Origin of the sequence: Nocardia transvalensis NBRC 15921 (assembly GCF_000308875.1) — a bacterium.
GTDB classification, from domain to species: Bacteria; Actinomycetota; Actinomycetes; order Mycobacteriales; family Mycobacteriaceae; genus Nocardia; species Nocardia transvalensis.
Map to the genome: position 1 here is coordinate 163,835 of NZ_BAGL01000126.1, position 18,265 is coordinate 182,099.

The 18,265-nt window shown below is 64.8% G+C and carries 18 protein-coding genes and 1 other RNA gene; 4 read left to right on the forward strand and 15 right to left on the reverse strand.

Annotated elements, in window-relative coordinates:
• Positions 1-38: 38 nt before the first annotated feature.
• Complete coding sequence (locus tag ON41_RS35675; protein ID WP_040753061.1) at positions 39-500, reverse strand: cupin domain-containing protein; 462 nt, start codon at positions 498-500, stop codon at positions 39-41.
• A 77-nt stretch (positions 501-577) separates the two neighbouring features.
• On the opposite strand from ON41_RS35675, the gene ON41_RS35680 reads away from it, so the two are divergent.
• Positions 578-1,147: a TetR/AcrR family transcriptional regulator gene (locus ON41_RS35680; RefSeq protein ID WP_040753063.1), complete on the forward strand. Its 570-nt coding sequence runs from the start codon at positions 578-580 to the stop codon at positions 1,145-1,147.
• A 182-nt stretch (positions 1,148-1,329) separates the two neighbouring features.
• On the opposite strand, the gene ON41_RS35685 is transcribed toward ON41_RS35680, so the two are convergent.
• Both ON41_RS35685 and ON41_RS35690 read right to left on the reverse strand, forming a co-directional pair.
• The gene (locus tag ON41_RS35685; protein ID WP_051163224.1) at positions 1,330-2,919 is read right to left on the reverse strand and encodes an MDR family MFS transporter; all 1,590 of its coding nucleotides are present in this window, start codon (positions 2,917-2,919) and stop codon (positions 1,330-1,332) included.
• A 14-nt stretch (positions 2,920-2,933) separates the two neighbouring features.
• Positions 2,934-3,533, reverse strand: a complete 600-nt coding sequence (locus ON41_RS35690) for a TetR/AcrR family transcriptional regulator (protein ID WP_051163226.1) — start codon at positions 3,531-3,533, stop codon at positions 2,934-2,936.
• Between the two features lie 158 nt (positions 3,534-3,691).
• Here ON41_RS35690 and ON41_RS35695 point away from each other — a divergent pair, with 158 nt between their 5' ends.
• The 3 genes from ON41_RS35695 (at position 3,692) to ON41_RS42060 (ending at position 5,421) form a co-directional block, all read left to right on the forward strand.
• Positions 3,692-4,876, forward strand: a complete 1,185-nt coding sequence (locus ON41_RS35695) for a DUF1444 domain-containing protein (protein ID WP_040753065.1) — start codon at positions 3,692-3,694, stop codon at positions 4,874-4,876.
• Between the two features lie 37 nt (positions 4,877-4,913).
• Positions 4,914-5,123, forward strand: a complete 210-nt coding sequence (locus ON41_RS42430) for a DUF5302 domain-containing protein (protein ID WP_083905864.1) — start codon at positions 4,914-4,916, stop codon at positions 5,121-5,123.
• 145 nt (positions 5,124-5,268) lie between these two features.
• Positions 5,269-5,421, forward strand: coding sequence for a hypothetical protein (locus ON41_RS42060; RefSeq protein WP_157185746.1), 153 nt, complete (start codon positions 5,269-5,271; stop codon positions 5,419-5,421).
• A 97-nt stretch (positions 5,422-5,518) separates the two neighbouring features.
• Here the strand turns inward: ON41_RS42060 and ON41_RS35700 are convergent, their stop codons facing one another.
• The 12 genes from ON41_RS35700 to ON41_RS35755 all read right to left on the reverse strand — a co-directional run bounded on the left by ON41_RS35700 (position 5,519) and on the right by ON41_RS35755 (position 18,228).
• On the reverse strand, positions 5,519-6,169 hold the full coding sequence (locus tag ON41_RS35700) for a hypothetical protein (RefSeq protein WP_040753066.1): 651 nt from the start codon (positions 6,167-6,169) through the stop codon (positions 5,519-5,521).
• Between the two features lie 5 nt (positions 6,170-6,174).
• Positions 6,175-7,836 (reverse strand): DEAD/DEAH box helicase, encoded by a 1,662-nt coding sequence (locus tag ON41_RS35705; RefSeq protein WP_040753068.1) that lies wholly within the window; start codon positions 7,834-7,836, stop codon positions 6,175-6,177.
• Between the two features lie 12 nt (positions 7,837-7,848).
• On the reverse strand, positions 7,849-10,203 hold the full coding sequence (locus ON41_RS35710; protein ID WP_040753069.1) for an ATP-binding protein: 2,355 nt from the start codon (positions 10,201-10,203) through the stop codon (positions 7,849-7,851).
• Positions 10,204-11,699: 1,496 nt separating this feature from the next.
• Positions 11,700-12,107: a very short patch repair endonuclease gene (locus tag ON41_RS40915; RefSeq protein ID WP_083905865.1), complete on the reverse strand. Its 408-nt coding sequence runs from the start codon at positions 12,105-12,107 to the stop codon at positions 11,700-11,702.
• Positions 12,108-12,502: 395 nt separating this feature from the next.
• Positions 12,503-13,792: a DNA cytosine methyltransferase gene (locus ON41_RS35720; RefSeq protein ID WP_083905874.1), complete on the reverse strand. Its 1,290-nt coding sequence runs from the start codon at positions 13,790-13,792 to the stop codon at positions 12,503-12,505.
• A gap of 70 nt (positions 13,793-13,862) precedes the next feature.
• Entirely contained in the window at positions 13,863-14,741 is an 879-nt protein-coding gene (locus ON41_RS35725; RefSeq protein ID WP_051163227.1) for a GIY-YIG nuclease family protein, read from the reverse strand.
• Positions 14,742-15,085: 344 nt separating this feature from the next.
• Positions 15,086-15,456, reverse strand: a transfer-messenger RNA (tmRNA) gene (ssrA, locus tag ON41_RS39845).
• 98 nt (positions 15,457-15,554) lie between these two features.
• A complete protein-coding gene (locus tag ON41_RS35735; RefSeq protein WP_174411392.1) occupies positions 15,555-16,418 on the reverse strand; it encodes a DMT family transporter in 864 nt (287 codons plus the stop codon).
• Entirely contained in the window at positions 16,415-16,888 is a 474-nt protein-coding gene (smpB, locus tag ON41_RS35740) for an SsrA-binding protein SmpB (protein ID WP_040753075.1), read from the reverse strand. The genes ON41_RS35735 and smpB overlap by 4 nt, the downstream gene beginning before the upstream one ends.
• Before the next feature lie 121 nt (positions 16,889-17,009).
• Complete coding sequence (locus ON41_RS35745) at positions 17,010-17,495, reverse strand: DUF7144 family membrane protein (RefSeq protein ID WP_246460861.1); 486 nt, start codon at positions 17,493-17,495, stop codon at positions 17,010-17,012.
• Between the two features lie 24 nt (positions 17,496-17,519).
• Positions 17,520-17,774 carry an SHOCT domain-containing protein gene (locus tag ON41_RS35750; protein ID WP_040753079.1) on the reverse strand — a complete coding sequence of 85 codons (255 nt, stop codon included), beginning with the start codon at positions 17,772-17,774 and terminating at the stop codon, positions 17,520-17,522.
• Between the two features lie 4 nt (positions 17,775-17,778).
• Positions 17,779-18,228: a DUF6325 family protein gene (locus ON41_RS35755; RefSeq protein WP_040753081.1), complete on the reverse strand. Its 450-nt coding sequence runs from the start codon at positions 18,226-18,228 to the stop codon at positions 17,779-17,781.
• Between the last annotated feature and the right edge of the window lie 37 nt (positions 18,229-18,265).

Sequence of the window (18,265 nt, forward strand, 5' to 3'; positions counted from 1 at the left end):
CGGGTGCGGACCGAGGTCCGTGCCCGCCCCGGATCGGATCATGCTTCCTCGTACTCGATCTCGTACTTCGCCGCGATCGGATTGATCTTCGCCGGATCGAGGACGCCATCGGTCAGCACCGAGGAACCGGCCTCGAACAGGTCCTGGAGATAGCATTCCCAGCCACCGGGCGAGGAGATCTGCAGGACCCGCGGCGGCGGATCGGAGACGCACCGCAACGCGTGCGGAACGCCGTGCGGCAGCAGGACGAACGTGCCCGCGGTGGCGGTGAAGGTCCGATCGTCGAAATCGACGCCCAGCTCGCCGTCCAGGACGTAGACACACTCGTCGGCGACATGGTGGGTATGGCGCGGGATATCACGGGCCACAGCCACTTCGAGCAGGGAGAATCTGCCCTCGGTGTCGCCGGTCGTCGCCTTCACCGCGAAGGCGGGCGGCAGCGACACCCGACCCGGGCGGGCATCGCCGGGGGACAGGCAGAGGAATCGATCGTGAGACATGACGTGCTAACCTCTCCGCGAGAAAAACGGAATCGGAATCCGCTTCCGTTTCGAGTGTAGCCGGAGAGGACGCGCGAGTGTCAACACCACCAGCCCCGCGCAAACCGCGCGCCGACGCCGCGCGTAACCGGGACCGCATCCTGGAAACGGCTCGAATGTTGTTCGCGGAGAAAGGCTCTCAGGTACAGCTCCCGGAGGTGGCACGCGCGGCCGGAGTCGGCATCGGCACGGTCTACCGCCACTTCCCCACCCTGGCGGACCTCATCGACGCGGCGGCCGAACAGCGCTTCGACGAGATCGAGGCATTCGCCCGCGGCCTCGTGGAAGCCGAACCGGGACAGGGCCTCGTTCGATATCTCCACCACGTCGGCGAGACCTTGGCCGCCGACAGCGGCCTGTCGGCGGCCATCGAATCGGCACGTCAGAGCCCCGGAAGCGCCCCGCGCGGCGCCAGCCTGACCCGCCTCGCGGCGGTACTGGACGACATCATCGCCGGCGACCGAGCCGCCGGAACGCTACGCGAGGACTGCACGACCGCCGACGTCTACCTGCTCGTCGGCGCGATCTCGGCAACGGTCCGCACGGGAAGCGGAGACTGGCGCCGGCTGGTAGACCTCGCACTCGACGGGTTGCGCCCCCGATCCTGAAGAGGACGGGCCAAGTCACAACGCGCGCAACGGGATCGAGTCGCAGCCAGAGCAGTGCCGCACCGTAACGCGCGCAACAGGGTCGAGCCGCAGCGCACAGAGCGAGGCGAGTCGTGGCGCACGAAACGGGGCCGGAGCCGTACCGCTGTGTGCGGCAACGACATCCGGCCCCGTGGCCTGACTCAGCGGTCGGAGGTGACCGGCTTCTCCTCCTCCAGCACCGCCTCGCCGCGGGCGACCATGCCCGCCTCGTCCGACAGTTTCACGTGCGGGATGAACAGCGCGAGCAGGAACGCCACTGCCGCACCGGGAATCAGGTACCAGAACCCCGGCACCAGGGCATCGACGTACGCCCCGACGATCGCATCGTGCAGGTCCGCCGGCAGATGCTTGACCGCCGAGGGCACCAGCGCACCGGGTTGCAGGCCGGCCTGCGCCGCCTCCTGATAGTGCTCCTTGAACACATCGGTGAGGCCGTCGGTGAGCCGGTGGGTGAAGATACTGCCGAAGATGGCGACGCCGATCGCGCCGCCCATCTCCCGGAAGTAGTTGTTGGCGCTGGTTGCGGTGCCGATCTGGTCGGCCGCCACCGCGTTCTGCACCACCAGCACGATGACCTGCATGATCAGGCCGAGTCCGGCGCCCATCACGAACAGCATCGCCGAGACGGTCCACATCGAGGTGTTCGCGTCGAGCTGCGTCATCCACAGCATGCCCGCGACCATGATCAGCGCGCCCACCGGCGGATAGACCCGGTACCGGCCGGTGCGGGTGATCGCGGCCATGGAGGTGACCAGGGTCGCCATCATGCCGATCATCATCGGGATCAGCAGCAGACCCGACACCGAAGCCGAAGTGCCCGTGGCCATCTGGAGATAGGTCGGGATGAAGGCCAGCGCCGCGAACATGACCAGGCCGACCACCAGGCCGATCGCCGAGGTCAGCACGAAGCTGCGGTTGCGGAACAGCCACAGCGGCAGCATCGGCTCCTCGGCGCGCGACTCCACCATCACGAAGACCGACACCACGATCACCAGGGCCGCGATCATGCCCAGGATGGTCGCCGAATCCCAGGCGTAGCGCTTACCGCCCCAGTCGGTGATCAGGATGAGCAGCGCCGTCGCCGACGACATCAGCAGGACGCCGAAGTAGTCGGGTCGCGTCTTGGGGCGATGGCTCGGAATACTCAAGTAGCGGAAGGCGATTGCCATCGCGGCGAGGCCGACCGGCACATTGATCCAGAAGCACCAGCGCCAGCCCAGATGATCGGCGAACAGCCCGCCCAGCAGCGGTCCGGCCACCGAGGTGATGCCGAAGACCGCGCCCATCGGGGCCATGTACTTACCCCGGTCCTTCGCCGGCACCACATCGGCGATGATGGCCTGCGCCAGGATCATCAGACCACCGCCGCCCACGCCCTGCAGGCCGCGGAACACGATGAACTCCCAGAACCCGGTCGAGAGCGCCGCGCCCACGGAGGCGGCGGTGAAGACGCCGATCGCGAACAGGAATAACCAGCGCCGCCCGAACAGGTCGCCGAACTTGCCGTAGATCGGCATCACGATGGTGGTCGCGAGTAGGTACGACGTTGCGGTCCAAGCCATTTCGGATACACCGCCGAGCTGGCCGACGATGGTCGGCATCGCGGTGCCGACGATGGTCTGGTCGAGGCTGGCCAGGAACATCCCCGCGATGAGCGCGGAGAAGATCAGCCAGATTCGCTTCTGGGTGAGGACGATCGGGGGCGGCGGCGCGTCAGCCGTCGTTGTCATCGCTGTATCTCCTTCTACGGTCGCCCGCGGTCGAACAGGCGGGCGGCGAGGTCACATTGGTCGTGCAGGGCCGCGGCCAGTGAGCGTTCAGGATTGTCGGCCAGCGACAGTGCCGCCCGAGTGGTGAGGGCGGACATGAGATGTGCTGTTATCGCGGCGAATTCGGGCGGTGTGTCCGAACCCAGCCGCGACGTCAGCAATTCACCCACGGCAGCCTCGTGCCGCGCACCGGCGGCGACGAATGCGGCGAGCACCCTGGGCTCCTGCTTGATGATCTCCGCGACGAGCGAAATGCTTTCCCGCACTTCCTCGTCGGGCTCGTACCCGGACGCGTACAACCAGGTCAGATCGTCGATCAACACCCCGGCCGGGCCGCCCGCGACGAACTGCTCCCGCGACTCCGGCGTACCGATCTCGCCCACCGGCCCGACCACCGCATCCAGCTTGGTCTCGTAGTAGTTGAAGAAGGTGCGCGGCGAGACCCCGACCACCTTCGCGATGTCCTCGGCGGTGGTGGCATCGAGCCCCCGCTCGATGGTCAACCGCCGTGCGGCCATGCACAGATCGAGCCGGGTCTGCCGCTTCTTCAGCTCCCGCAGACCCAACTCCGCCACACGATTCCCCTCAGACACATCGAAAATCTAGCACAGACTGAAATATTTCAGAAACTGCAAATTAGTGTGAGGTGCGGCACCGCCGCCCGCCGAATCCTTGCCAGGAGCGAAAAGTCTTGCGCTGCACGGGTTGCTACGGCATGACTACGCTCGCCCGCGTGGATTCTCACGAAGACAACGAGTTCGACAGGTTCGCCGCGACGGTCCTGAAGCAGATCGACGACCCACAGGCCCGGTACGACGCCGTGGAGTTCGCCATCCTGCTCGGCGACGAGACGCACCTCTACCTCGGCAACCTGTTCCGGGATACCCGCGGGCTACCGGATTCCGAACGCGACGAGGCGATCGTCCGGTTCGTCACCGCGATGCGCGAGAGCACGGGCGAGATGCCGCACTGGCCGCAGGCCCGCGCACAGCTGCGCCCGATCCTGCGCCCGGTCACCTTCGGTCTCGAGGCGCCGCCGGATCTGCGGCCGGTCTCGCGGCCGGCGCTTCCGTTCGTCCAGGAACTGATCGCACTCGATCAGCCGGCGACGCGCTCGATCATTCTCGAAGCGACACTGCGGAATTGGGGTGTCACCGCCGAGGAACTGTTCGCGGCCGCGCACGAGAATCTGGCGGCCATCGCCCAGCCCGCGGAGGAGCCCGGCGCGGTCGTCCGCTACGTCGACGACGGCGACGGTTACGTCGCCTCGTGGCCGCTGCTGCCCGGCTGGCTCGCCACCCACCGCACCGACGAGCACCGCCCGGTCGCCTTCATGCCCGACTACGACACCCTGATCGTCGCCCCCGACGACCCGGAGGTCCTGGGCCAGATCTTCGAGATGGTCGAGGAGCACTACGGCGAGGCCACCCGCCCCCTCTCCCCGCAGGGCTACACCCTCGACGACAACGACCGCCTCGTCCCGTTCGACCGGGCCGGCGCCCACCCCCAGCACCCTGCCGCCGTCCGCGCCCGCTGCGGCCTGGCCGTCACCGAGTACCACCTCCAGACCGAGTGGCTCAACGAAACCTACGACCGCGACTACGACTACGGCCCTTACGATCTCGACCCCGCCTACGTCGGCGGCCTGAGCTACATAGAGGCCGACAACGGCCCCTGCACCCTCACGGTCTGGGGCAAGGGCGTCGAATGGCTACTCCCCCAGGCCGACTACCTCAGCCTCTACACCACCGACGAAGACGAAGACCCCGTCCACCTCTTCGAGGTCCCCTTCGACACCGCCGCCACCCTCACCGGCCTCACCCCGGTCCCGGGCCTGTTCCCCACCCGCTACGAAGCCCGAGACTGGCCCGACGAAGACATCCTCACCAAACTCCGCGCGGAATCCGTCACCCTGTGACCACCCACCACCCCTGAGCAGGTGGCAGGCTGAACCCATGACCGTTGAGAAAGAAGTTCCCGCCGAGCTATCAGCGGACGAAGCCGAGTCACCGGCAGAAGCAACCAAACGCAAGTTCCGAGAGGCCCTCGCCCGAAAGAACAGCCAAGCCACCACAGGCGCAACCGCCCACAACGCCGCCAAGGTCCGAGGCACCCACGCCCAAGCCGGCGGCAAACGCACCTTCCGCCGCAGGGCGGGCGGGTAGTAGACCGAATCGGCAACGACGACGGCCCGGTCCCCTGGGACCGGGCCTTCTCAGTGGACATGGCGGTCTGCTCCAAGGCGTCACCGACCTGCGGCAGCGCGTCGAGCGCAGCGGACTACGCAGGCCAACCCTGTCGAAGCAACGCATGTCAAGCGGCTCGAAGAATCAGCTCACCCTTGAGGTAACTGCCGCGATCGTCACCAAGTACGAAGCCGGCGCCTCCATGGCTCGGCTCAAGGCCGAGCACCATATGACTAAGCGGACGGTGCCGACGGTGCTGCGGGAGGAGGTCTGGTGATTAGGCCGCAGGGGATAGCCAACGACATCCGTACGACCTAAACCGCCCTTAACCCGTGAGCTCACCCGCCACAGGCTGGCATGCACTGAGCGGCGCATCAGGCTGTAACGAGATCTGGGTTGTCAATCATCGAGCGGTGCAAATGAACGACGGCTAACCCACAGAGTCCCGCGAGTTTTTCATTACGCTCGCGCGCACCAGTATCAATCACTTGACCGTCACGTGTCGTAACCACGATTCCCGGCTTGCTCTTGTTGACCAGCTTGTCGCCCGATTGCCTCATGTTATCTGCCAACCACTCGATCGACGCCCACACCAAGTCCCGCAGCTGTTTACTCGACCCCCAGCAGACATAGCGCTCAGTGGTTCCGTCAGTCGCGAGGCAGTGGTTCGGCTTTCCGTCGATCGACCCCCACACTACCTCCCACCCCTCACCACAGGCGGCCTGCACAATCTCGTGGGGTCCGCGGAACCGTTGAGGTACGTATTGGGCAAAAGCACCGATACCCTCCTGGGCGCGGGCGTACTCCTTCATCGGCACGTCTTTCATCCAGACACGGACATCTTGCTCGCTAACGCCGTACGCGTTGATGATCCGCTGGCCGATCTGCGGATCTTTGAACCACTTACGATACTGCTCGGTTTTCTCCGGGTTGCTGCGGAACTCCCAACCTAGCTCGTCGGCCGTTCGGTACATCTTGAGGATGATTACGCGGCGGTCTTGCTCGCTGAGATTCAGTTGTGGCACAGGCGCTACTCCAAAGCGGCGAGGGCGGACGGAAACTGCAGTCGGTGTTCGTCGTACGCGGTCTCGAGGCTGGCCGCGTCCTTGATCCATTCTTCCATCAAACTGCTCACCCGCTGATCGCTGAACTCGATCTGCGGCGGCGACAGGTTATCGATAGTCTCGATGTCCCCAAGACTGTCGAGGGTTCTCTTCATGTTCAAGGCCGCCGCGACACGTCGGATATCGCTAACGAAGTCGAGAACCGTTACCCGTTCCTTGCCCTCTCGCAGTCGCAGGCCGCGGCCGAGCTGCTGTATGAAAATTCGACGGGAGTGAGTGACGCGAGCGAAGCACAGGATGTTGACGTCGGGGACGTCCACGCCCTCATTCAGGATGTCGATCGAGGTGAGGATCGGGACCCCTCCCGACCGAAACGCCAGCAATCGTCGCTGTTGCTCACGCTTGCCGAGCCCGTTATGAAGTGCCAACGCGCCTGTCCACAGAGGGTTGCGCCCTAACAGATCAGCGAGCCGTTCAGCATGTTCCGTAGTGCGGCAGAACACGATCGCCCGGGGGTTGGCTGTGGTGGCCCAGGCGGCCGCCAGTTCGTCGCGGATCAACTCGTCACGCTGTGGCAGAAAGAGCCGGGCGTTGAGGTCGGAGATGGTGTACTCGTTCTCGCTTGCGGCCCGGACGACGTCCCAGTCGATGTTGTCGAGGAAGAGTCGGTAGTCGACCCGCGCCAGATAGCCCCGTTTCATTCCTTCCTCAATGCCCAGGGTGTAGCTCGCGGGCCCGAACTGCTCAGTGATGTCATGTGAGTCGCCCCGCCACGGGGTGGCTGTGACACCAAGCAGTCGGGAGTCCTTCAGGATGCTCAGGAGCTGGTCGTAGTACCCATCCGCCCCGACGTGGTGCGCCTCGTCCACCATGACCAACTTCGGCCGGTAGCCGGAGCGAGCGGCGGAGAGCGCGGAGGCTACTGTCGCACAGGTCACCCCCGAGAGGTCGTCGGGTTTGGTATCGCCTGTAAGGAGGCGGGTCAGGACATCTTTCGGGAAATGACGCCACAGCGCCCTTTCGAGTTGGTGTACCAGATCTTTGGCGTGCGCGACAACGAGTACCTGGTCATCCGGGTGCTGCCGCAGGTGGGCGGCGATGACCTCACCGCCCACGACCGTCTTACCAAGCCCGGTCGCGAGAATCAGCAACGCACGCCCGGTACCGTCCAGGTCCTTCGACAGCGCCCACAAAGCAGCAGCTTGGTACGGGCGGGGTGTAACCGTGCTGAACCGCTGCGGCAGCCCAGCGAACGACCGCGCGAGGTGTCCGCCCTCCCAGAGGTGGATCTCGGGGCTAATCCGGGCGAGAACCTCGACCCGCCGCCGAGCGTCCTGGCTGAATCGGCTATTAGTCACCGCGACCGCCTGATGCGCCTGATAAAACTCGCGGGCACGGTGAACCTCATCGACGGCTTCCGAACCGACGACGCCGCGTCGCTTCCATTTGCACTGGAAGACCCACGACTTACCACGGCGCCAGGCGAGAATGTCTCCACCCTTGTCATCTGGGCCGTCGATAACGGTCACGTCAGCGAAGCCCGAATACCACAACAGCCGCTCCAGGGCACGCGGAAACTGCAGCGGCCCCCCGTCGAGGAGCGGCAGCGGGTCAAGGAAGCTCCCCATCCCTCCCCCTTCCTAGTTTTCGTCGGCAAGGTCGCGCGCGACCAAGCGGCAGCTGTAGCGGATCCTGGCGAGTTCCTCAGAGCCAACCTTCGGCCGGTGGTTGGCGAGAAGTACCAGGTCGTGGAGCGGGTTCACTACGCGCTCCACCATCAGCTCCCGCGTTGCGGGATCCGACAACTTCCCGTAGGGCCGCCGAAATACTTTCCCGTCCATGAACTTCTCTGGAAAGCGCCGGATGAGCCTGAGAACACCGGTTGGCGGGGCGAATCGGATGAACTCGCCGCTGTTCACAGCGTCATTCCAGCTGACGCTCGTGTCGGACTCGAGTGCGAAGTTCTTCTCAACGAGAGCCTGTTCATTGGGTGCGAGTTCAAGCCAATGCACCGCCGGCGTCTCCGCGATCACCGGAGCCATCAGGGTCCGGATCCGTTCGAGAAGCTGCTCAGACTCGTCCGCCAGCGCTGTGGGAGTCAACTTCGGGATCGACGCGCGATCTTTCAGCATGGCCAGCAGCTGTGTGAGGGGCAAAGTCGTCTTGCCGGTGGAGGTCCGCCGGTGGTCGGCCGCCTCGATGAGTGCGACGTCCCGAATGTCAGCGCCGTGTTCCCGGAACAGTGGGTGGTCGACGTTTACGAACACCTCCAGCAAAGGGGACCGAACCATAACCGCGAACGCCCCCGTCGCAGCCTCCTTGGAATCGATCAGGCGCTGGTTCCGGACCGCCCATACCTTGAGGGTGAAGCCGCCAAGCTCGGGGAGCGCATATTCACCGGACAGGTCCGGCAGCACTTCCGCGTTGTCACGGTAGCGCTGCAACCGTTCGCCAAACGTTTCAGCGGGTTTAGCCGCAATTGGCGGCACGTTGCCAGCGGATGCCACGTTCGGCTCACCCCCATCGTCCGATGAGGGCACGTCCTCGGAATCGTCGTCGAGACCAGGGAGAACCGTGTCGGACTGCCCCTGATCGCCGTCTACCTCAGGGGACGTCCCCGTGTCCAGCGGGTGGTCGTGGCGATAGGCGGCCTCGTACCAGATGTCGTCAGACTGGTACTCCTCGACGCCGTCACGGAACAGCTTGGCCCACTCGATGGTCCGCTCGTGAATCGGGCCGGAACCATTGCCCGGGATTAGATAGCTAAGGCCGGGATCGTTGCGGCGGAACCCGGTGAACAGGCGCGCGAGTGGGCTTTCGTTAACCGGGAGACCCCGCTTCTCGGCGATCTTCGGCCGGATAGGGCTGTCGCCACGGACCGCACTGATCACCTGGCGCCACTCCGCAGTCTCGTACTCGAAGGCGTTCTTCTGGTAGTTCGGCGCTACATGGTCGCAGTGGATCTCACCAACGAACCGACCGGCAGGGGTCTTGGTGTCGATCGGGTACTCCAACTCTGGCTCGCGGAAGTCGTCCTCATCCGTCCATGTAAAGACCCGCGCCTTCTCACGGAGCAGGATCTTGCGGCCGTTGCGGAGGAAGTCGATGCCATAGTCCGTCTTGTGGACATACCGCTGGACACCGATCCATCCCCAAATGCGGCGAGGCCGAACCTCCAGCTTGTCATAGCCACACTCGCGGCAGGTGTCCACGTCGAGCGGGTTCCAGTACCCGCAGGACATGCACACCTTTTTGTCACTAAGGGGGACGTCGATCCGCTGGATGGCAGAGATGTCCACTCCACTGCGTGTAACAGTCCGCTGCTCGTCCCACGCGCAGGGTAGCCTGGGGGAAACCACGGCGCCGTTGACCGTGAGCCGGAACTTTCGGTTCGCCAGAAGGTAACTGTACACGTCTCCCAGGTGCTCGCGGATCTTCTTCTGAGTGTTAGGCCGACGCAAGGTCTCCCACTGGTCGGCTTTGAGGCCGCTGATCGTAACGACGGTCCCATGCTCGTCCGAGTTGACCTTCGGAACCAACACATAGGGTGCTTGGTACTGCTCGGACTTCTCGATCGCGGGGAGGTCGAGTGTCACATCAATCCAATGAGAGTCGCCAGCCCGGCTCGTGCGGACCGTTGTCTTCCTGCCCAGCCGCGCGGTCGCGATGTTGAACCCCATACCAAACAAACCCAGTGCGCCGTGCCGCCCGTTGCCTGACCAACCAGCGCTGATGGCGCGTTCGAGCCTCTCTAGGCTCATACCGCGACCGTTGTCCCGGACGATGACCTCGGCGCTCGAACGCGTCGACTGTGCGGACGGCAACTGAATGCTGACCGTGGGCTTGGCATCGGCAGCGTTATTAGAGGACAGGAAGTCATCGAAGGCATTGTCAATGAGCTCTGCCAAGCACTGCCACTGCGCAAACTCGATGTCCCCGAGAACCCCAAGAATCCTCGCATGGGGCGTGATGTCGATGTGCTGACCATCAGGCATGTCCGCCGCCCTTCCCGGTCGTGGAAATCAACGCGGCAAGGCCACAGCGGATCGAGGACTGAGTCAGCTGCTGCCCGCCCTGTGAGAAGCCTCTCAACAACATGTCGCCCACCATACTGGCGGCCACCGACATACGGCAGCGATTGTCGTCTCCGAGCGATCCGAGATGATGCTTGGGGCAAGCGAATTCAGTGAACTACGCCGTGAGGTCCGGCCGGTCGTGGCTGTACCAGTCCACGAACTCGGTCATGAATTGCCGTGCTTACCAGAGTGATCAGAACGGGTGGGGAATTCCGGCACGTGTTTCAGTGTTTGTCCTGCCTTCGGAATCCGGATTGTCGTTGGACACCCGTGGCCGCAAGTGCGAGCGGGTGACCTCCAGATCCGCCAGCAGCGGGGTCACCGACTTCGAGGTCATGACCGTGCCGCGATCGGCGTGCACCACGTGCGGGATGCCACGTGTGCCGAAGATCTATTCCACCAACTCCGTTGCCAGCGCCCCGGATTCACGGGCATGGGCGTGGCAGCCGACGATGTAGTGGGAGTGGATACCCGATCACCACGTAGGGCGTCGTAGTACAGGCGGTTGGCTGGGCCGGCCAGCTTGGTGATGCCCACGAATACACCTGCCTCGGTGCGGGTGACCACCAGCTCCGGGCAGGTGGCTTTCGGTGCCGCGCCAGCCACCTTCACTCCTTGCCAGGTGTCCTCGGCCAGGATCCGGTACATCGTGGGCATCGAACCAGCTAAGTGTCGCGATCAAGCAGAGGTGGGCCACACCGTCAGCGGGAGGCGATCGACGAACTCCGAAGATCTGAGCACCGCTAACACCCGGGCCCGTTCGGCGGCGGTGGGCTCGTTCGCCGGTACCGATCCTGCGCTTTTCCATAATGTCCAGCGCGCGGCGTCGGTCGTGGACACACGCCGGGCCGCAAGGTTGACCGGGTTGTCGTAGGCCACCCAACATTCGAGCGCTGACCCAAGCCTATACTGGACTGTGCGCTGCCGGGGTGGCCATCCTTGGAATCTCTTTCCGAGAGAGCGGATTCCGACGAGCCGCGCATCGAAGGTGGGCAAAGGACTGAGTGGGCGGCACTGGCCTTGGCGCGCCCACAGTAGTCGCTAGTTGGCTTTTTCCAATTCGCTTCAACCGGGCGATTTCGGCTTGCTCGGCGGTCAGCTTGCCGACCTTCTTCGTGGTCGGCCTTTTGACCTCGAGCACGCTGGCGTCGCGTCGTTTACGCCACTCGGTGATCAGCGACGAGTACAGGCCCTCCCGGCGGGGGTACGCCCCGCCCCGGCCTCGCCGCGACCGCTTGCTCGTAGACGGTTAGGTGCGCCAGTTCCTCGGCCTCGGTTAACGCGCGGCGACGGCGGGACCATCGCCCCAAGGAGTGGAAGCCATGCTCCCAGTCCCGCGCACCGGCATCGCCGAAGCCATGGTGGATAGATCCGATCTCGCCCGCGTCGGGCCGATTTGCTGTGAACCAGTGGACTCAGCTCACCCTGGCACGCAAGGGTGGACGTTTCGAACGACGTGCCATTACTACTTCAGCGATTCGCCGCGCCGCTGGCTCGGGATCTTCATGTTCCCAGATCCGGATGACATCCCATCCCGCATCGGTGAGCATCCGGTCGGTTTCCTGGTCTCGGTTCCTGTTCCCAGCGATCTTCTGGTCCCAAAACTCGCTGTTACGGCGCGCGGGGCGATAATGCTCAGGGCATCCGTGCCAATAGCAGCCGTCACAGAAGACGGCGACTTTCGGGCCAACGAATACGATATCGGCACGTCTTCGCAACTCAGGCAGCGGCCGCGCATCCACCCGATACCCCAGCCCATGTGCGCGGATAGCCGCCCGCAGCGCTAGCTCCGGTCCAGTATCGCGGCCGCGGTTTCCTCGCATTACCGACCGGACCGCTCTCGAACTGGCCCATGACCGCGAAGACGTGGCGGGCGGAGGAAGCAACTTCCGATCGATCACCTCGCGCCACCCTTGGGCCAAGTTCTGACGCCGTGTTCGACCGTCGACCTCTCCCACGTATTTCGTCGGGTACTTCCCGTGATCGGACCACCGCACATAGGCGCGAATTCGGCGAGTCTTGGCGTACACCTTGAGCTCGACAGACGCCAATGAAACGTGGCCGTCGTCGAGTCCAACCAGGCGATTCGCGCGACCGCCGGCCGCGCGGTCTTGTTCCGCAGAACGCGCGGCCCGGCCAAGATTAGGAGGACACTTCCAGGCACGATCAGCCGGAGGCTCGTCCTTCCATTTCCTATACTTGACGCTGGTCACGGTAACTAACTCGCCGCCTCGGCTTCCGACAACACGGTGGCGACCGCCTCCGCGAACACCTTGCCCAGGAGAACGGGCACGGCGTTTCCGAGCTGCCGCATCTTCTCGCCCCGAGGACCCGCGAGTTGCCAGTCGTCAGGGAAGGTCATCACCCGAGCGGTCTCGCGCACGGACATGTATCGATGCGTACCATCGTCAAGCAACATCACCGACTCGCCACCAGGGACGCCGTGAACGCCAGCCTTCACGGTCTTAGCGGGTCTATCGAGCTCGTTCGGGGTATGGCCAGGGTAGATGCGGGCGTCTGGCCACCCGATATGGTCGGTGAACCCACCGAGCCGGTGTTCCTTACGATCGAGCTTGTCCGGCGGGATGTCGGGCAGCGGCTTTTGACCGTCCAACCCTTGCAGCGCGTCTCGCAGCGTTCGCCAAGGCGCGAGCCGTTCGCCGTTGGCGGTCAGCAGCGTCTCAGGCGGTGTTGGGATCCGGGCCATAACCTGCTTACGCACTGCCTTCGGCACCTTCGGGTGTCGTTCCCAGTAAACGCCACTGATCATGTCCTCGTACAAGCTGTCGGCCAAATGGGTCGGTTGTACAAGTTCTCTGAATCGCCGCATGTCGACCCCGACGTCTCGGCGAAACGCGATCAAAATCACCCGATTACGGATCTGCGGAACGCCATAGTCGGCCGCGTTGACCGGGAAGTGGGCCACCTCATACCGCTCATCCGCAGCGATTTGGGCCGACTCGTTCATGTGCCGCAGGATCTCGTCGTGATCCTGCCATCGGGAGCCCTCAGCCCGTTCCTCGAAGGGCAGTGACAGCTCACGCTTGATGTAATCGAAGTACGGCATGAACGATGGGCGAAGCAACCCGCGAACGTTCTCGCAGATGACAGCCTTCGGCCGCATTTCCCGTATGGCTCGAAACATATGAGGGAAACCGTTGCGGTCGTCCTCGTCACCCTTGGCGACACCACCGAGCGAGAAGGGCTGGCACGGCGGGCCGCCAGCCAAGACATCGACCTTGTCGCGAAGATACTCGAAGTCGACCTTACGGACGTCGCCGGCCACCAACGGGGGCCGCTCATCACCAGTCGGGATAGCGGGGACACACCCCTCCTCGACAGGAGTCGCCGCGTTAATCGCGAGAGTCTCGCAGGCCCTCTTCGCGAACTCGTTGAACAGCAGTGGCCGGAAACCCGCACGCTCGACAGCCATGGCGAGACCTCCGCCCCCGGCGAAGAGCTCGACACTCGTACGCTGGGCCTTTTTGGCGGTTTGGTCCTTGGGCATGGCCGAAACCATACCGCGGACAACTATCGAACGCACGTACGATTCGCGTGTCGTGGTCGACCCGCCGCGATCAGCCGTCCTCTTCGTCCTGTTCGGCCACTTCACCCTTCTCATCGAAGCGTCCCTGACCCTTGTAGGACTCCACCGAGCCGTTGACCGTCCGCCAGTACTGGGTGGCACTGGCAAGGTCCTCAAAGTCCGGGTACAGGATCACGTACCCCGGCAACGCCGTAGCCTGCCAGCCGTCCGGAAGGAACTCAAGCACGAACCGCAGAAACTCGACGGTGTTCAGCTTTGTGTCCGGAACAGTGACCGGAACATCCCGCAAAAGCTTGTGTGGTGTCTTGCTCTTCGGCGTCGTCAGGAAGCGAAACGTATATGGCAGCGCACTCTTCGCCGCCATGAGCACCGGTCCTAAAGCTTGCTTACCCGGCGTCAAGCCATCAACAGCCAGCTCGATGTTGATCGGATACCGAGCGTCGAAATGCTTCGCCTTTACCAGCGTTTTGTCTCGGTTTCGCCCAGGATCCTTGTTGCCGAAACCCATCGTGTTCCAGGGCGCCTCACCATTCGCTCGGTAGCGCTTGATGAGGAGCTTTTCCGGCGCCGCCGCGTCCATGTCCTCGTCCACGTACAAGCAGACGAAGCCCACCTGCCCGAGGCCGATGTTCACTCGGCCAGAGAGCTTCTTGCGGTGTCTCTCTAAGCGATCCCGCAGGCTGGCCGACGCCTTTCCGACATACACCAGCCCGCCATCGACGTACAACTGATAGACACCGGGGCGCGGCTGGATTTCGCCCTTGAGGTACTCGGCCGTGAGCGGCGCTGGCACGAGTCGCCCCAGACCCTCGCCCAGCTGGTCCCCCAGCGCGCGCGTAATGCTCAGCTTGAACTCCCCGCTCGCCTGGCCTTTGCTCTCATGCAGTGCGCGATTCGGTCGATCCGTCACTCCGCCAACGTATCGCAAGCGGCGGACAACGGATCGTCGACTGGGTCGAACTTCCATGCCGCCATCACTTTGACACCGCCGTAGGATCTGAGGTCCGACACAGACAGACGCACCGAGGTAGGTCTCCTGCGGGCTTCCGCTGGCACTAGCATCACTCTGACAAGTTTCCCGTGCGATTCCCTGGCCGTCACGTCAGCGACGATGATGTCGACCGCGAGGGGCGTCCCAACATTCAACGGCGGTAGCCATCGAAACAAGGCACGCATACCGCAGATCAATCAGCGCGTTTCGAGTAAGCGCCACAAACGCAAGAGCCGCAGGTCAGTGACCTGCGGCTCCTCCAACAGTGGAGCTGCCGGGAATTGAACCCGGGTCCTCCGCCGCTTCTTCAGGGCTTCTCCGTGTGCAGTTCGCTGTGTCTCTGCTCGGATCTCTCGGTCACGCGAACAAGCCGAGATGACGATCCCAGTCGCTGTTTGGTGTCCCGTCCGACTCCGCGACCGAGGCGGACGGTAGAGCCCTCTAGCTGATGCCAGGGACCGGGCCGAGGGCGAACCCGGGCTGACAGACACGCTCTACTGCTTAGGCAGCGAGAGCGTAGTCGCGCTGATTGGAATCGGCGCTTAATTGGTTACAGCGACGCTTACGGTGGTCTCCTGCCTGCACCGACACGCTTCCCCTGAATCGACGTACGCAGTCGAAACCGTTCAGCCCCGTCAACATCATCGATCCAAATGTTCCCGGCTGGTGGCCGGGCTGTTCATCATAACAGCTCACCCCATCCGTGCATTCCCGCCCCAGCCGCACCGCCGCTCACGCCACCGCGATCAGGGCCACCGAGCCCAGGGCCAGGGCCATGCCGATCTTCTGCAGCGGGCCGACCCGCTCGCCGAGCAGCACCATCGCCAGCAGTACCGTCGCCGCCGGGTACAGCGAGCCGATCACGCTGACCAGCGACAGCAGCGAACCGTGGAACGCGTAGAGCATGGCCACATTGGCGATCACGTCCAGCAGGCTGACGTAGCAGGCCAGCCGCAACGGCTCGCCGCGCGGGGCCCGGAACTGGCCGGTGACCAGCGCGGCCACCCACACCACCAGCGTCGCCGCCAGGCGCGAGGCGACCAGCGGCCAGAGCCCGCCCGCGGAGCCGGTCTCGTGCAGGAAGGTGAAGGTCAGCCCGAACGCCACGCCCGAACCGACCGTCAGCAGCGCCACCCGCCGCGTGAAGCGGAGTTCGCGGCCGCCGGTGATCTCCTCGGTCACCTTGTCCGGGGATTCCCGGCTGACCAGCACGACCGCCACCAGCGCGCAGACGATGCCGACGTAGGCCGGCGGGGTCGGGTGCTCGCCGCCGATCAGCCCGGCCAGCACCGGAATTCCCGCGACCAGCACGGCCGTGACCGGCGAGACCACGGCCATCGGCCCCTGCGCGAGCGCGGCGTAGAACCACCACACCGCCACTCCCGCGGCCACGCCGGACGCCACGCCCCAGCCGATCGACGCCGCGTCGACGACACCGCCCACGAACGGCGCGGCAACCAGAACCAGCAGCACCGACAGCGGATACGAGACGATGACGATCCGCAGGGCGGCCACCCGGCGCGAGGCGACCCCGCCGACGAAATCGCTGACCCCGTATCCGAGGGCCGCCAGCAACGCCAGCAGGACAGCGGTCAACGCATGCCCTTGATCCGCCTGCCCAGCTCGCGCGTCACCTCCCGCTCCGCGGTGCGGCGGGCCAGATCCTGACGCTTGTCGTAGTCCTGCTTACCCTTGGCCAGCGCCAGTTCGACCTTGACCTTGCCCTCGGAGAAGTACATCGACAGCGGCACCAGCGTCAGCGAGCTCTCCTTGGTCTTACCGGTGAGCTTGTCGATCTCGCGGCGGTGCAGCAGCAGCTTGCGGGTACGCCGCGGCGAGTGGTTGGTCCAGGTGCCGTGCCCGTACTCGGGAATGTGCAGCCCGCGCAGCCAGACCTCGCCGTCGTCGATGGTGGCGTAGGCGTCGACCAGCGACGCCTTGCCCTCACGCAGGCTCTTCACCTCGGTGCCCACCAGCGCGACCCCGGCCTCGTAGGTCTCCAGGATCGTGTAGTTGTGCCGCGCCTTGCGGTTCGTGGCGATCGCCTTGCGCCCCTGCTCCTTCATAACGGTCAACAGTAATGGCCGACGGCAAGCAAATATTCCGGGCGTTCGCCGGGAGCGGAACGGGTGCGGCGTCCGGCGAGGCGAGGACGGGGATATACCCGCCCTCGCCCACCAGTGGATGCTACGAACCCTCGCCCGCGACCGCGTCGGAGTCGGTACCCTGCGGACGCCAGGTGGCGACCGCCCAGATCAGGAAGATATCCAGGGCGATGATCAGGACCGCCCACCACGGATTGTGCGGTAGCCAGAGGAAGTTCGCCACGATGGACAGGCCGGCGAGCACGATCGCGACGATTCGCGCCCACGTCGCTCCGCTGAACAACGCCGCGGCGACCGCCATGAACAGCGCGCCGATGACGATGTGGACCACGCCCCAGCCGGTGGTGTCCCACCCGTAGGTGTACTGCGGGCCCACGATGATGATCTCGTCCGCCGCGACCGCCGAGATGCCCTGCAGGATCTGCACCGTCCCGGCGATGATCAACAGTACCGACGCGGCGACCGTGCCCGTCGCGGCGGCCCGCCGCCCGGCCTGCGATTGCTCGCGATGGTGGACCCGCAGACCGTCAGCGGTGCCCGAGGCAACGGCCATCTGAGGATTGGACATCGTTCTCCTCCTTGTTCTCGGTTGTCACGAGGCGAGGATGCGGGCCTTCTCGGCCTCGAATTCGGCATCGGTGAGCACGCCCTGCGCCCGCAGTTGGCCGAGCTCCTTCAGCGCATCGATGCGGTCCGCGCCGGAGTCGGCGGGGGCCTGTGGTGCGTACCGGGCTTGTTCCTGTGCCGCCCAGCGGCGCCCCTGCCGGCGAGAGACACGGTTGGATACGGCGGTGGCCGTTCCGGCCACGACCGCGGTCCGGGCAACGCCACGAATCAGTCCGGGCATGTCGTCAATCCTTCGCGTCGAGAGTGTCCAGCGACGACAGCACGGCCTGCACCGGAATGCGCCCGTAGGAGACCAGCTGAGCGCCGTTGCGGCGCAAGGCGACCGCGAACGGCGCCGCCCAGGTGTTCTCGTAGACGAGCACCGCCGCCGCGCAGCCCGGCTCCAGGACGGAGCCGGCCTCCGCGAGGTCGTCGTCGCCCAGCAGGCCCGACGCCGCCTCCGCGAAGAGCGTGACGTCGATATCCCCCTCCAAGCCCATGCCGGAGATATCCATCCCGGCCACGAACCCGTCCTCGTCCTTGCGGACGAAGGTCAGGTCCATGATGCGGATGATGCCCCGTTCGACGAGGTCCCGCAGCAGGGGGAGAGCCGAACCGTCCGGCGGGCGGTCGGGGGGAAATTCGACCACCAGGTAGTCGATCGGACCCATTTCTTCGATGTCGTGACCAGTCATGTGACACCTCTGGTTTCCGTGGGAGGAACCCGTGAGC